The 13,398-nt window shown below is 41.8% G+C and carries 15 protein-coding genes; 3 read left to right on the top strand and 12 right to left on the bottom strand.

The genetic code is table 11. The features are described 5' to 3' along the window. Positions 1-3: 3 nt before the first annotated feature. Positions 4-174 (bottom strand): chorismate--pyruvate lyase, encoded by a 171-nt coding sequence (locus tag LK416_00985; GenBank protein UEA74784.1) that lies wholly within the window; start codon positions 172-174, stop codon positions 4-6. 265 nt (positions 175-439) lie between these two features. After that, positions 440-694, bottom strand: a complete 255-nt coding sequence (locus LK416_00980) for a heavy-metal-associated domain-containing protein (protein ID UEA74783.1) — start codon at positions 692-694, stop codon at positions 440-442. 450 nt (positions 695-1,144) lie between these two features. Here LK416_00980 and LK416_00975 point away from each other — a divergent pair, with 450 nt between their 5' ends. Beyond that, on the top strand, positions 1,145-1,951 hold the full coding sequence (locus tag LK416_00975; GenBank protein UEA74782.1) for a LytTR family transcriptional regulator DNA-binding domain-containing protein: 807 nt from the start codon (positions 1,145-1,147) through the stop codon (positions 1,949-1,951). On the opposite strand, the gene mutY is transcribed toward LK416_00975, so the two are convergent. The 6 genes from mutY to LK416_00945 form a co-directional block, all read right to left on the bottom strand. Next, entirely contained in the window at positions 1,934-2,986 is a 1,053-nt protein-coding gene (gene mutY / locus LK416_00970) for an A/G-specific adenine glycosylase (protein UEA74781.1), read from the bottom strand. The two genes, LK416_00975 and mutY, sit on opposite strands and share 18 nt — an antisense overlap. A gap of 113 nt (positions 2,987-3,099) precedes the next feature. Beyond that, complete coding sequence (locus LK416_00965) at positions 3,100-3,339, bottom strand: hypothetical protein (GenBank protein UEA74780.1); 240 nt, start codon at positions 3,337-3,339, stop codon at positions 3,100-3,102. A 6-nt stretch (positions 3,340-3,345) separates the two neighbouring features. After that, on the bottom strand, positions 3,346-3,972 hold the full coding sequence (locus LK416_00960; protein ID UEA74779.1) for a metallophosphoesterase family protein: 627 nt from the start codon (positions 3,970-3,972) through the stop codon (positions 3,346-3,348). Positions 3,973-4,045: 73 nt separating this feature from the next. Further along, the gene (bsh, locus tag LK416_00955) at positions 4,046-5,020 is read right to left on the bottom strand and encodes a choloylglycine hydrolase (GenBank protein ID UEA74778.1); all 975 of its coding nucleotides are present in this window, start codon (positions 5,018-5,020) and stop codon (positions 4,046-4,048) included. Positions 5,021-5,646: 626 nt separating this feature from the next. Next, positions 5,647-6,516, bottom strand: a complete 870-nt coding sequence (gene metF / locus LK416_00950; protein UEA74777.1) for a methylenetetrahydrofolate reductase [NAD(P)H] — start codon at positions 6,514-6,516, stop codon at positions 5,647-5,649. A 13-nt stretch (positions 6,517-6,529) separates the two neighbouring features. Next, on the bottom strand, positions 6,530-7,276 hold the full coding sequence (locus tag LK416_00945; GenBank protein UEA74776.1) for an NERD domain-containing protein: 747 nt from the start codon (positions 7,274-7,276) through the stop codon (positions 6,530-6,532). Positions 7,277-7,456: 180 nt separating this feature from the next. Between LK416_00945 and LK416_00940 the strand changes: the two genes are divergently transcribed. Then, positions 7,457-8,779 (top strand): sodium-dependent transporter, encoded by a 1,323-nt coding sequence (locus tag LK416_00940; GenBank protein UEA74775.1) that lies wholly within the window; start codon positions 7,457-7,459, stop codon positions 8,777-8,779. 21 nt (positions 8,780-8,800) lie between these two features. On the opposite strand, the gene LK416_00935 is transcribed toward LK416_00940, so the two are convergent. From LK416_00935 to LK416_00920, 4 genes are read right to left on the bottom strand one after another with little or no spacing between them, the layout of a single operon-like run. Further along, positions 8,801-9,091, bottom strand: coding sequence for a hypothetical protein (locus tag LK416_00935; protein ID UEA74774.1), 291 nt, complete (start codon positions 9,089-9,091; stop codon positions 8,801-8,803). Positions 9,092-9,136: 45 nt separating this feature from the next. Beyond that, the gene (locus LK416_00930) at positions 9,137-10,024 is read right to left on the bottom strand and encodes a phosphatidylserine decarboxylase (GenBank protein ID UEA74773.1); all 888 of its coding nucleotides are present in this window, start codon (positions 10,022-10,024) and stop codon (positions 9,137-9,139) included. A gap of 21 nt (positions 10,025-10,045) precedes the next feature. After that, positions 10,046-10,666, bottom strand: a complete 621-nt coding sequence (locus LK416_00925; GenBank protein UEA74772.1) for a CDP-alcohol phosphatidyltransferase family protein — start codon at positions 10,664-10,666, stop codon at positions 10,046-10,048. After that, complete coding sequence (locus tag LK416_00920; GenBank protein ID UEA74771.1) at positions 10,660-11,703, bottom strand: flippase-like domain-containing protein; 1,044 nt, start codon at positions 11,701-11,703, stop codon at positions 10,660-10,662. The genes LK416_00925 and LK416_00920 overlap by 7 nt, the downstream gene beginning before the upstream one ends. A gap of 339 nt (positions 11,704-12,042) precedes the next feature. Between LK416_00920 and LK416_00915 the strand changes: the two genes are divergently transcribed. After that, positions 12,043-13,398, top strand: a complete 1,356-nt coding sequence (locus tag LK416_00915) for an MATE family efflux transporter (protein ID UEA74770.1) — start codon at positions 12,043-12,045, stop codon at positions 13,396-13,398.

Below are 13,398 nucleotides of genomic sequence, written 5' to 3'. Positions count from 1 at the left end.
TGCTTACTGTATAATCTCATACTGTAACAGCTCGTAGTGCAGCTTCGTTCCCTCTGCGATCCCATTCGGCAGCAAGGCTCTTGCAACCAGCTTATCTTCTTCGGAACCATCCAGATTCTGCAGATGCGCATATTCTCCATCAATCTGTTTTACAATATAATCACATACTAACATTTCCATATCTCCTATCAAAAGCGTTAGCCTGATTATACTATCTCTTTCGACAAAATTCTATCTTTATATACATTTTGAAATTTACAAAAAACTTCGCAATCAAAATAAACTGCCTGTACGCATGCATTTAATCATTAGACAAATATATCCACCCGGAAAAGAATTATGTGTATCGAATAGAAAATGCATTGATATTTTCAGAGTGGATATATCTGTCTAATGTTATACTGCTTATAAACAGTTTATTTTGATGGCGATATTTTTGCTACTTGCCAAAATGGAATAAGCCCTTTTTCTCATATGGCTCACTGGTTGCGGAAAGCATCTCATAACCGATATCCTTGATTGCCTTCTTTGCAGCCTCGGTATCGATATTGTCCTCGCTGATGATCACCGTTTCCCCGCTCTTGGCAGAAGAAGTTACCTTTTTTACCTTGAAATTCTTACGGATCACATCATTCATGTGGGCTTCACACATACCACACATCATTCCATCAATTTTTAAAGTTGTCTTTATCATCTCAATTCCTTCTTTCGTATTCATTATGTCGCATTTAATATATACCCCACAGGGGTATATGTCAATTCTGTTTCTATTATATTGAGAATTAATTATCGCTTAATCGGATGTTACTTCACAAATCACTTTTTGAAAAATCATGCTGTATAAAAAGGAAAAACCGGCAGTCCCTAATCTGCCGGTCATCACCGATATCCCCACATCGGTCTCACGCTCTTTTCTTTATACTAAATTCCCAAATGCACTGATCTATTGTCGATCATAGTCAAATTATATCACCCTGCACCACTTTTTGTACACTAACCAAACGGATAGTATTTGCCATTTATTTCATTTATTTTTATCTTTTTTACCTTTTCTTATCCAATCATATATACACGCACTGTCCAATTTGCGGGTTGTATTTTTATATTGTTCTGATTAAAATATAAAAAAAGAAAGGAGCTTCCCATGACAATTCAGGATTTTGTTTCTCTTTCCGGTGAGGTATTGACACAATATTATGACAACAACATTACACCATTTCTCGATGCATGCCATGAAGATGTTCTGTGGATCGGTCCTGCCGAAAAACAGGTGATCCGCACAAAAAAAGCGTTGGTTAACGCATTTCTGTCTGAACAGCACGAATTAAAATTTGTTCTTCATGATCTGGTTATTACCCCTCTTGCTACGACCAGCAACCGGGTAGTTGAGATCATTATGTTCTTTATGGTTGATACGATATGGCCTGATAACAGCATGAATCGGGTTAATCAGAGGATTCATCTGTCCTGGATCATGAACAACGGAGTTCCTCAGATTCGGCTCTGCCATATCTCAAATGCTATCTCTTACGATGAACGAGATACCATCTATCCGGTGCATTACGATTCCAAATTCCGCGGAATGCCGCTTGCCGGCGTATCCCGCTCGGAACGTTTGTCGTTTAAGGGTACAGATAAATCTCTGCTTTTTCTGAATCGGAATCAGATCCTGTACATAGAATCCCATGGCAGACACTCCAATATCCATACAACCTCCAATTCTTACGAGATTACAGAAAGTCTGCTTTCTCTGGAAAAACGCTTCCCGGATTATTTCCTGCGTTGCCACCAGAGTTATTTGATCAATCCTGATTTCGCATCATCAATTGAACGTTTTAAACTTACAATGTCCGATGGCTTTGTAATCCCAATCCCGGAAAAGAAATATACTCAGGTAAAACGTTTGCTTCTGGATTTTATTAACGCCCGGTCATCAGGCACCGGAATTTAAAAGATCTTTAAACGGTGCAAATGCTGACGGAATCGCAATCTCCTGCTTCAGCTCTTCTAATGTAACCCAACGAAGATCTTTCGCCTGCTGTTCCATACATTCCATATAAAAGGCTTTCATATGCCATTCTACATGGGAAAAAATATGTGTATATGTTGTCTCCATCCAGATTTCTTTTGGGTGGAGATTTTTTGACGTTACATACGAAAGGATCTCCTGTGTGCTGTAGCTTCCAGGAAGATTCGGGAATTCCCACAATCCATGTAACAACCCTTTCTCTGTCCGCTTCCGTATCGCAACCTTATCTTCATACCGAAGCATCAGCACCGCTTTTTCTTCCACTTTCCGTTTCTTCTTTGCTTCACGAACCGGATACTGCTGCCAGGAATCATGCTTATGAGCTTTACACAATTCCTGTAGTGGACACACCTCACATTTTGGCGCACCATTTGGCAGACAGATTGTTGCTCCAACCTCCATCAGACTCTGTGTCAGCATATCGCAATGTCCATACCGGTACACCTGCAGAAGTTCCTCCCGGATTTTCTTCTTTACTGCCTGCTTGTCGATATTTGACGGATCTTCCATCACTCTGGTATATACCCGGAGAACATTTCCGTCCACCGCAGGAGTTGGCAGATCAAAGCAGATCGAGCCGATCGCTCCCGCCGTATATTCTCCGATTCCCGGCAGACTCAGAATCTCATTGTATTCTGCAGGGAAGTTTCCCTGCCATTCTATCACCACTTCTCCTGCTGCCTTTTTCAGATTTCTTGCACGGTTATAATATCCAAGCCCTTCCCAAAGTTTCATCAGGCGGTCATCATCTACCTCTGCCAGCGCCTCGATCGTCGGAAGCTCCTGCAAAAACGTTCTGTAATATTCTTTTACTGCTTCCACTCTCGTCTGCTGCAGCATGATCTCCGACAACCATACATGATACGGTTCTTTATCTTTTCTCCATGGAAGATCTCTGGCATGCTCCGGATACCACACGATCAGATTGTCCGCGATCTGCTTATATACATTCTGCATAAACTCATTCCATCCTGTTGCGTTTTTGTATTTTATCTCTATCAATGACCGGAGCGGCAACTTTTCATTTTTTTGCCGTTCCGATCATTTTAATAAGAATAATAATTATATACTTAAAATCTTCTTCCGCCCATACCACACATAGGCTTTTCTTCTGTCTCCGGTGTTTCTACTACATAATTTGTGCGAAATGCAGCATTTACTTCTGCAATTTCTTTCTTGCCGTCAATGTAATCTCTGAAATATTCCATCAAATTCATACCGGAATTCTCACAGCCTTCTTCTTCCTCCCACTGTTTTACAAGTGCAATTCGTTCTGATTTTGTTGTGTCTTTAATTAATGTACTTTTCATCTGAAATTACCTTCCTTTTTTCTTTTTTTCCGGAATCTCAATCCCTCTTGCTTCTAACAGTTCCTTCAATGACTGTGGCTCATAATTCATATAAGGCTGCATACAACCGACATTGATCGCCAGGAAATCCTGGTCTTCCTCATGAAGATCCTTGCGTTCATTCAGCCGCTTTATGCAGTCCTGAAAAAACACATCCTCCGGGGATCGGTGTGTATGCCCATACAACAGAATATTCCCTCTATGCTGACCATTCCAGAACAGGATCGGATAATGACAAAGCACCAGCTTATATGCATTTCCTCGAATGTTGTCTGTAATCTCTTTGTAATTACAAACCTCCTCAAATAACTGCCGGAGCCTGTAATCTGACAAATCATCATGGTTCCCATGCACAAGGATCTTATGTCCTTTTAACTGCGCAACCAATGCGATCAATTCTTCACTTTTTCCCCGCTTACTGATGTCGCCGAGGATATAGACCGTATCTCCGTTTGTCACCTTCCGGTTCCATCTGGCAAGCATATCGGCATGCATTTCTTCCAGTGTCTTATATTCTCTTTCGTCATATCCGCTTCCGCTGCCTGCGAGCTGGCTGGCACAGCAGAAATGCAGATCACTGATATAATAATTCATTCTGTGTTTTCACCTCGCAATGCCTCTATAACATTTTTTCTCCCACCATTTTACATTCTGCCAAATAGGTGTGTCAATTCATCCAGTGGATCTGTTCTCCCTGAACCAGTGGATATCTAAAAAGCTCGGAACCATCCAGATCACAATGGTGCATATCCACACCTGTGATCTGGTGGTTTTCGTATGTTGTATAATAATAGATTCCTTTATCTGCATTACAGCAGGAGGTGTAGAGCGTGATCTCATACTTGCCATCTGTCACTTCACAGCATCCACGCTGCTGATCAACCGATCCAAGAATATGGAAGAACTGGCTGATACTCTCCGCCTCGCTGTCGCCAGATTTTGAATTCATTTTTGTAAATGCGACCTTTGCAAATCGTGACGCTGACGACAGATCACCCGGCAAACCAAGTGCACCCATGCCCCTGCTGTAAGACTGTAACTGCAGCTGCTCTGCGAAAGTATTTTCCGGCTGCTTCGGAGATAAGCCCTGATAATTATTCAATAAAAACATCTGTGTCTCAAATGGTGGATTGTTCGTGAGAACTCCGACCGGATTCTCATGTATATGCATTCCATCCGCCATACACTCAACTGTGATCGCAGCATTTCGATCTGCTATGATCCAGTGTAACTGTGCCGATGGAAGCTGTTCGCTGAAAGGTGTTCCGACCAGATTCATCCGGTCAAGCAATGCCCGTACCTCGTCCAGATCCGCACACTGTCCAAGTATCCACGGGATGAATTCAAACTGCGCAACATTATCCCTACCAGCTTCTACTGCCTGATAAACTGCATTTCCAACAAAATTAAGTCCCGCCATACCGACACCCTTTTCATTGATCGCATCATAATAAAGCGGATATTCACCTGCCACATGCGCCATGCCAATGATCGCATAATGAGAATCCCTCTTTCCCATATGACGAAACTCAAACGGGAACTTTCTCGGTGTCACCGTAATCTCATCCCCGTAAGAAAATTCATAATCTAATGTTCTGCCAAAATAAAAATCCTTCGTTTTATACGTCGCTGCTGTACACATCTATAATCATCATCCTTTCCTGTTTTCTCAATTTTACAATCTTGCACTCACCAGATTCAAAATTATATTCTTATTATTTTCATATACTACACATGTTACTATTAGTATTCGCATAAAACAATTATATATTTATAAACAATGTAAAAATGGCATTCCAATGAATAATTTGTCTGATGCCAATATTCATTTATTATAACATGGCATCAGCGAGGATTTCGTTATGACATGCACATTGCCAGTAAATGTGGGTGCTTGTTTGAGCCCAAAGGGCGAGTTTGCACAGGAGCATTTACGAATCAGGCATGTGCATGGAATAGAAACCACAGCGAGCCATTTATAATAGATGAATACTGGCATGGGGCAAATATCATTGGAATGCCATCATTCACTATTCTTCCATGTATTCAATATAATCTGTTTCATCCGCAAAAAGCTGGTATCTTCCATCTACATATCCCATATAACCTTCCGTTACAAAATATCCTTTTATCATAATGCCGACCTCCTGTACATTTGTTCTGCCCTATAAAGTTCCGATTTTCTTTGAATTTCCTGTATTTTTTATACAGTCAATCCGTTTATGGCTTTATATTACAGTTTTATATGCACAAAAAATCGTACATCTTTTAAACCGGCAAAATATCAGACAGATTTGCCTGAATTCCTGCTGCCACCTCCGGCTTGTTCATGGAATATACATGAATGTGCTTTACGCCATTTGCCAGAAGATCTATGATCTGATCAGTCGCATAAGCGATACCTGCCTGCTTCATTGCAGCTTCGGTATCTCCAAACCGGTCAACAATATTCTTGAAACGTTCCGGCACGTTGCAGCCGGATAATTTGACGGCATTTTTCACCTGAACCCGTTTCGTGATCGGCATGATTCCCGGAATCACCGGCACAGTAATCCCTGCTTCTCTGATACGATACATGAAATTAAAGAAAATATTGTTATCAAAAAACATCTGTGTAGTCAGATATTCACATCCCGCTTCCACTTTCTTTTTCAGGTTTGCAATATCATCCTGTTTGTTTGCAGAATCCGGATGAACCTCCGGATAACAAGCTCCGCCCACACAGAAGTCTCCGCTCTCTTTTATTAATTTTACCAGCTCCGATGCGTGGGCAAAATCAGTAAATACCTGTCCATCATAATTCTTTGGAATATCCCCACGAAGTGCCAGGATATTTTCAATCCCTGCATTTTTCATTTCAGAAAGTGCTGTCCGGATGCTATCTTTATTTGCGCATACGCAGGTCAGATGCGCAATCGTCGGAACTCCGTATTTTTCTTGAATCTCATTTGCAAGCTTGATCGTATGTCCTTTTGTGCTGCCACCCGCTCCATATGTAACACTCATATAACTCGGCCGCAATGCCGCAATTCCAAGTGCCGCAGCTTCCACACTTGCAAAATCTGTATCCTTCTTCGGCGGAAAAACCTCAAATGACAATGTTGCTTTCTCCTGCCCTATAATATCTCTTATCTTCATGTATTTCCTCCTGTCATTTCATCTCTTTTGTATATCTGCAGTTGGGATAATTCGTGCATCCCAAAAATTTACCATATTTTCCTCTTTTATATACTATTTTTCCGCCACATTTAGGACAGATCCGCTGAACTTCCTTATTATTTTTTCTGATATTCTGCGCTTCCTTAATTCTCTTAACATGTCCAACTCTCAGGTCGCTAGATGCTTCATTAATTGTCTTTATTCGATCCGCCAACTGTTTGATTTCATCTTGTGTAAAAACAGGTTCTTTATATGATTTAATAACCTTTTTCACCTGTAAGATATGAACCACATAATCTCTACTTTTTACTTTTATTGTTGAATTTGCTGAAAAAGCAACAATGGATATAAATTTTTCTTCCGACAATCCCAATATTGTGCTCAAATTTTTTATATGACCATAATTCTGTCGTATTGGATTATAAAATTTATATTTTTTACCATACATATTTTTTGTCCATTGCTCAGCATATGGACTTCCTGTAATCCATCCTTTATAATTCTTCGTCTCAATTACAAAAATTCCATATAAAGAAACAACAATATGATCAATCTGAGTACTTCCCTTTTCTGTCGGCAGCATCACATCATTTAAAATAATATAATCACTATCTGGTAATGTCGCTAAAACCACCGATACTTTCTTTTCCCCGATTATTCCTTTAACCTTTGCCTGCAGCCATCCAACTAATATACCCGCTACAGCAAAACCTATTATAACCCAAATTGGCCAGTTCATAACATACCTCCCCTTATACTTTTCTCGGATGCCCCTATTATATAAATTCTACGGTAATATGACAATAACAACATTCTTTTCTGCCGCATTGCGAAAACTTTCGAAAAGTTTGCTGGCGTAATCCCACATTTTCCTGTATAGTATATGGGTATGTAATTTGTTTGGAGGAGTTATCAAAAGATGAAAAAACGTGAATCATTCAACAACAAATGGGGATTTGTCCTCGCCTGTATCGGCTCAGCGGTCGGCATGGGTAATATCTGGATGTTCCCAACCAGAGTATCCCTCTATGGCGGAGGCTCTTATCTGATCCCTTACTTCATATTCGTTATCCTGATCGGATTCACCGGTGTGATCGGCGAAATGAGTTTCGGACGTGCTACCAAATCCGGCCCGGTCGACGCTTTCGGCTATGCCTGTGGAACAAAGGGCAAACGAAAGCTTGGCGAAATTCTTGGATTTATACCGGTACTCGGCGCGCTTGCCATGGCGATCGGCTATACTGTCGTAATGGGCTGGATCTTAAAATATATGATCGGTGCATTTACTGGTTCAACACTTGCACCGGAAAATGTAGAATCCTTTGGTGCCGCATTTGGCTCAACCGCTTCTGCATTCGGCAATAACCTGTGGCAGATCATTGCACTCGCTGTCGGCATTATCATTCTGATGTTTGGTATCGGAAACGGAATCGAAAAGGCAAATAAGATCCTGATGCCTCTGTTCTTTATCCTGTTTATCATTCTTGCGATCTATACCGCCTGCCAGCCGGGTGCTGCCGAAGGATATAAATATATCTTCCGGATCGAGCCAAAGGTTCTCGCCGATCCAAAGACATGGATCTACGCACTTGGCCAGGCATTTTTCTCCCTGTCTGTTGCCGGAAATGGGACACTGATCTATGGCTCTTATCTGCCGGACGAAGAAAATATACCGGAAGCTGCCGGACAGGTTGCTTTATTTGATACGATCGCTGCGTTACTTGCCGCCCTCGTTATCATTCCGGTTATGGCAACGACCGGTGCGCAGTTAGACCAGGGTGGTCCCGGACTTATGTTCATCTATCTGCCTGCCCTGTTCAAATCTATGCCGGGCGGACATATCATCGCCATGATCTTCTTTGTTGCAGTATTCTTTGCTGGACTTTCCTCACTGATCAATCTGTACGAAGCTCCGATCGCAACGATTCAGGAAAAGCTCGGATTAAATCGTAAATTATCCTGTGGTGTGATCGCAGGAATCGGCGTGATCGTATCCATCTGTATTCAGGGAATCGTATCCGGCTGGATGGATGTTCTGTCCATCTATATCTGCCCGCTTGGTGCAGGACTTGCCGGAATCATGTTCTTCTGGGTATGCGGTAAGAAATATGTAGAGGAGCAGGTAAACCTTGGACGTGAAAAGAAGTTAACCGACAAATTCCTGCCAATCTGCAAATATATCTATTGCCCTATCTGCATTCTGGTTTTAATACTTGGAATCGCATTAGGCGGAATCGGCTAAAACAGGGATAAAATCTCGGCATTACTCCTCGTCATTAGGAATGCCATTCGCCAGATACTCATTCCACCTGGCGTTGTTACGCTCCAGTTCTTTTTTCTGTATGATGCGGTTGCGGTCTGTGAGGATCGCGAGCATCTCATCTACGACCTCCTCCATAGGAAGGGTCTGATAATGTGACAAATAGCCGATCATACGACCGGCTGTAAAATCTGTATTCAGATTCTGTGTTATAACCTCGCAGAATTCCACCGGATAGCCCCGGTCAAGCATCATCTGATATAGGTTTTTACTTGCTTCTGATCTTGGTTTCATTTATGATCACCTGACTATTCTTTCGATATATATCTGCATATCCAATTATGCATCCAAACGGTTCGCTGATCGTCCGATCTGCTCTCCCATTTTCACCAGTGTTTCCATTCCTGATCCGGTATGTTCCAATAAATCCCGATCCGGTATCACGACATTCTTCTGTGTCAGCAGAATGATCGTTGAACCGCCGAATTCAAATCGTCCTTTTTCAACACCCTTATGAACAAATCCCAAGCCTTGCTGATTATTACTGATCTTACCAACCATCAATGCCCCGACTTCCATCTGAAGAAGCGTTCCAAACCGCTCCGTCTTTATCAGACAATACTCTCTGGAATTCATCTTGTAGATCGGACAGACAGCATTTGCAACCGGGTTCACCGTATGCAGAATTCCTGCTATCTTACGCTGTTCGGATTTTCTTCCATCTGCTGCATAGCAATACCTGTGATAATCATCTACCGTCAACCGGATCACATAGATATATCCGTCCAGATACCGCTTAGCCAGCTTCTTATCTTTCAACAACTGTTCCAATGTATACTCGGTGTGTTTAATAAGAAAATGTCCGTTTTCATGGATCTTATACACACTGACCTTTCCATCACTTGGGCTGACCAGCGCATTTGCATCCGGGTTAACCGGTCGTTCTTCTACTCTGATCTTTCGGGTGAAAAAATCATTATATGAATCAAATGTCTGTTTCTCATATAAGGACAGATCAATGCCATTCTTCTTTACAAACCCTGGAACCGCCAGTCCGGAAATCCGGGTATCCAAAAATGCCCCACCTATACGGGATACTGCCGGTGACAGAAAGGGACGGATCAGGCACCTTGTCACTGCATGTCCGTAGATAAATGCTAGCAGGCAATCCTGACCGGTCTCGCCCTGTCTTTTATGTCCTTTTCGATCTATATATATGATACTCATTTTCTTTTCTCCAATCTTCTCCTACCATATATGGAGCATCCGAAGTACAGCCAACGTTACAACGCCAACGATGATCGCCAGTGTGCGGTTCTTTGGTTTACGGAATTTGAAATTTGTAATAAACAGCAAACCGACCAGCAGTACCAACGCATGAAGGCTGAGCATGAATTCCCGCTTGCCAAGCATCGGCTTAAATACTGCCAGAAGTGGCAGAAGCACAGCCATAGATGTGATCGGAAGTCCCTGATAATATTTACGTTTTTCCTCTGTCTCATCCTGTCTGACTTCCTCAGAAACATTGAACCATGCCAGACGAATCAGGCCTGCCAGCACATAGAATAACAGGATCGCAACACCAGTCAATCCACGCATTCCCATGCGGTAGCAAAGGATTGCCGGTGAAACTCCAAAGCAGACAATATCCGCCAGAGAATCGATCTGGATTCCAAATCGTTTTTCAACCTCTGTACGATCTTTCTTTGTCCGTGCAACCTTGCCGTCAAACATATCGCACAAACCGGAAATTGCCAGACATACAAGCGCCATCCGGCAGTCGCCATTTAACGAAAATAACATACCACCGATGGACACCATCAGACTGATATATGTAAGAATTACTGTATAATCATAAACACCTAACATTTCTCTACCACACTTTTCTTTTTTCTTCCAATAGTAAAATTTGCAACAATCGTAAATATCGCACTGAGGATCAGTTCCGTATAATACCCCAGTCCACGGGACAATACCATACCCGGAAGGAGAAGCATACTTCCAAATACCGGAAGGAAGATATCAAGGAATATCTTCTCACTGATTCCCATTCCGCCCGGAAGCGGCAGCATATCAACTGCAACCGCGATTGAGCCCTGAAGAAGTATCACGGTAAACGCTGATGTTCCTTTTAATCCAAATGCAAGATATACGAACCAGGTTGCTGCAAACAACGCAAACCGCTGCACCATCGTAATAAGAAATACAACGATCAGCACCTTTTTATTTTCCTGCAAATAAACAGCAGCTCCCCGATACTGATCCATCGACTGAACCAGCTTCTTTGCTCTTGACTTTCTATGTTTTAATATATGGATTCTTTCTAACAAAATATGCCCTTTGATCATAATTGACTTCGCAAAATTCGGATGAAATGCAAATACAACCATAATCGCTACACACACCACATTTAATCCCATTCCGAGATAAAACCAGAAGATTGCATCCGATAAATACCGATGTATAAATCCCTGCCCGAAAATCACCAATGCAATACCAAGCAGTACCAGTACCATCTTATAGATAATGGTTATGATCAACAATACCATCGTTGAGATCGGAATCGGTATATCTTCTTTCTTCATATAGTAAACCTGTGCCGGCTGACCACCCGATGCAGACGGAGTAATGCAGCTAAAGAAAAAGCCAACGGATGAAAATAAAAAGCAGGTCCATTTCTTTACCTTTATACCAAGTGAATGCATCAGATAATGAATAATGATAGATTCTCCCCATATGAAGATTATTACACAGATAACGCCGGGAATCAACCAAAACGGGTTCACAGTTTTAATTATTTCGATGATCCGCCCCATATCCTTACCATGAAACACACCATAAAAAGTTGCCGCAAAGATCAGAAGCAAAAAAATTATATTAAATATCCATTTTTTCTTACTCTCCATACGTCCTCATTTCCAATTTCACTGCCTTATGCATGAAGCATTTTTACTGTTTCTTTACCGTGTCTTTGCCAATATCTGTTTCAGTATATCACAACGTTTGAAAAAAATGTTAAATCTGACATTAATATCACATTAATAATATTTAATGTTATATTGCAAAGTATTTTTAATTCCTTATTCACCTTCCATCGCTTATATGACAACACAACTAAAAAACATTACAGAAAAACGTATTTTTTATAATCCAATCTTGACGACATTTGTCGATAGTGTTTAAATAGATTCTGCTTCTAATGTATGAAAAAATTTATTTGAAAATACTACTTTGGGATTATAGATATGAAAACGATAAAGTCAAAAGAAATGGATATGTTAAACGGGGGATTAGTTGGCAAGCTGATCCTTTTTTCACTGCCACTTGCATTCAGCAGCATTTTACAGCAATTATTCAACTCCGCAGATGTCGCTGTTGTCGGCAGATTTGCCGGAGATAATGCGCTCGCTGCAGTCGGAAGCTGTGTGGCTCTGGTCGGCATCTTTGTCAACCTGATTGTCGGTCTGGCTGTGGGACCAAATGCCGTCCTCGCTAATCTGATCGGTCAGAAACAGCGTGACAAGATCAACGATATGGTACATACGATCCTGACATTTGGCACAATCCTCGGACTTGGGCTTATGATCCTCGGCTTTGCCTCTGCCCGGATCATTCTGGAATTATCCGGTACACCGTCCGGTGTTCTTGCCGAAGCACTGTTATATATCCGCATCTATTTCTTAAGCATTCCGTTTATGACCGTTTATAATTTTGGAGCTGCCATTCTGCGAAGCTTCGGTGATACCAGACGACCAATGTTCTATCTTATCATCTCCGGTATCGTAAATGTCATCCTGAATCTGATCCTCGTCATCTGCTTTCATCTGGGTGTTGCCGGTGTTGCCATTTCCACTGTAATCTCTAATGTTATCAGTGCTGTTATGGTCATGGTATATCTTTACCGCAGAGATGATGAGTTTGCATTCCGGTTCAACCGGATGAAGATTGTACGCCCATATCTGCGCAAGATCCTTCAGATCGGTATTCCATCCGGTATCCAGGGAACCATTTTCTCGATCTCGAATGTTTTTATCCAGAGTGGTATTAATTCATTTGGCAAATTTGCGATCGCAGGTTCTTCTCTTGCGCTTAATTTTGAATATTTTACCTATGACATTGCAAATGCATTTGCACAGGCAACGGTCACCTTCACCAGCCAGAACTATGGCGCAGGAAACATCAAACGCTGCAAGAAAGTGTTCTGGTTAAACATGCTGTTTGGCATTGTCTTCACAGAGATTCTCGCAGTTATCTTTATCGTATGGAGTGACTTTTTCGTCGGAATCTACACAAAAAGTACAGCAGTCGCTGCCTATGCTTTGATCCGTATGTATCATGTCTGCTCACTGGAAGGTCTGACCACTACTTACGAGGTTGAAAGTGCCGCTCTCCGTGGTATGGGCAAATCGGTAGAACCTGCAATCTTCACCATCTTAGGAACGGTTGTTTTCCGTCTGATCTGGCTTGGCACGGTCTTCCGCCTGCTGCCAACATTTGACTGGCTGTTGAATGTATATGTGGCTTCATGGATATTTACCGGATGTGCACTGTTTATCGTATATGTAAGACATATGAAGAAGGTGGAGGGGAAGATAAAGTAA

The sequence above is a fragment of the Lachnospiraceae bacterium GAM79 genome (assembly GCA_020735665.1).
GTDB lineage: Bacteria > Bacillota > Clostridia > Lachnospirales > Lachnospiraceae > Coprococcus.
Note: the sequence above shows the minus strand (reverse complement) of the source record. Positions and strands in the feature narration are given on the sequence as shown.

Excerpts from the sequence above, each read along its gene's own strand:
- LK416_00985 (UEA74784.1), bottom strand. The coding sequence starts at position 174 with ATGTTAGTATGTGATTATATTGTAAAACAGATTGATGGAGAATATGCG.
- LK416_00980 (UEA74783.1), bottom strand. The coding sequence starts at position 694 with ATGATAAAGACAACTTTAAAAATTGATGGAATGATGTGTGGTATGTGT.
- LK416_00975 (UEA74782.1), top strand. The coding sequence starts at position 1,145 with ATGACAATTCAGGATTTTGTTTCTCTTTCCGGTGAGGTATTGACACAA.
- mutY (UEA74781.1), bottom strand. The coding sequence starts at position 2,986 with ATGCAGAATGTATATAAGCAGATCGCGGACAATCTGATCGTGTGGTAT.
- LK416_00965 (UEA74780.1), bottom strand. The coding sequence starts at position 3,339 with ATGAAAAGTACATTAATTAAAGACACAACAAAATCAGAACGAATTGCA.
- LK416_00960 (UEA74779.1), bottom strand. The coding sequence starts at position 3,972 with ATGAATTATTATATCAGTGATCTGCATTTCTGCTGTGCCAGCCAGCTC.
- bsh (UEA74778.1), bottom strand. The coding sequence starts at position 5,020 with ATGTGTACAGCAGCGACGTATAAAACGAAGGATTTTTATTTTGGCAGA.
- metF (UEA74777.1), bottom strand. The coding sequence starts at position 6,516 with ATGAAGATAAGAGATATTATAGGGCAGGAGAAAGCAACATTGTCATTT.
- LK416_00945 (UEA74776.1), bottom strand. The coding sequence starts at position 7,276 with ATGAACTGGCCAATTTGGGTTATAATAGGTTTTGCTGTAGCGGGTATA.
- LK416_00940 (UEA74775.1), top strand. The coding sequence starts at position 7,457 with ATGAAAAAACGTGAATCATTCAACAACAAATGGGGATTTGTCCTCGCC.
- LK416_00935 (UEA74774.1), bottom strand. The coding sequence starts at position 9,091 with ATGAAACCAAGATCAGAAGCAAGTAAAAACCTATATCAGATGATGCTT.
- LK416_00930 (UEA74773.1), bottom strand. The coding sequence starts at position 10,024 with ATGAGTATCATATATATAGATCGAAAAGGACATAAAAGACAGGGCGAG.
- LK416_00925 (UEA74772.1), bottom strand. The coding sequence starts at position 10,666 with ATGTTAGGTGTTTATGATTATACAGTAATTCTTACATATATCAGTCTG.
- LK416_00920 (UEA74771.1), bottom strand. The coding sequence starts at position 11,703 with ATGGAGAGTAAGAAAAAATGGATATTTAATATAATTTTTTTGCTTCTG.
- LK416_00915 (UEA74770.1), top strand. The coding sequence starts at position 12,043 with ATGAAAACGATAAAGTCAAAAGAAATGGATATGTTAAACGGGGGATTA.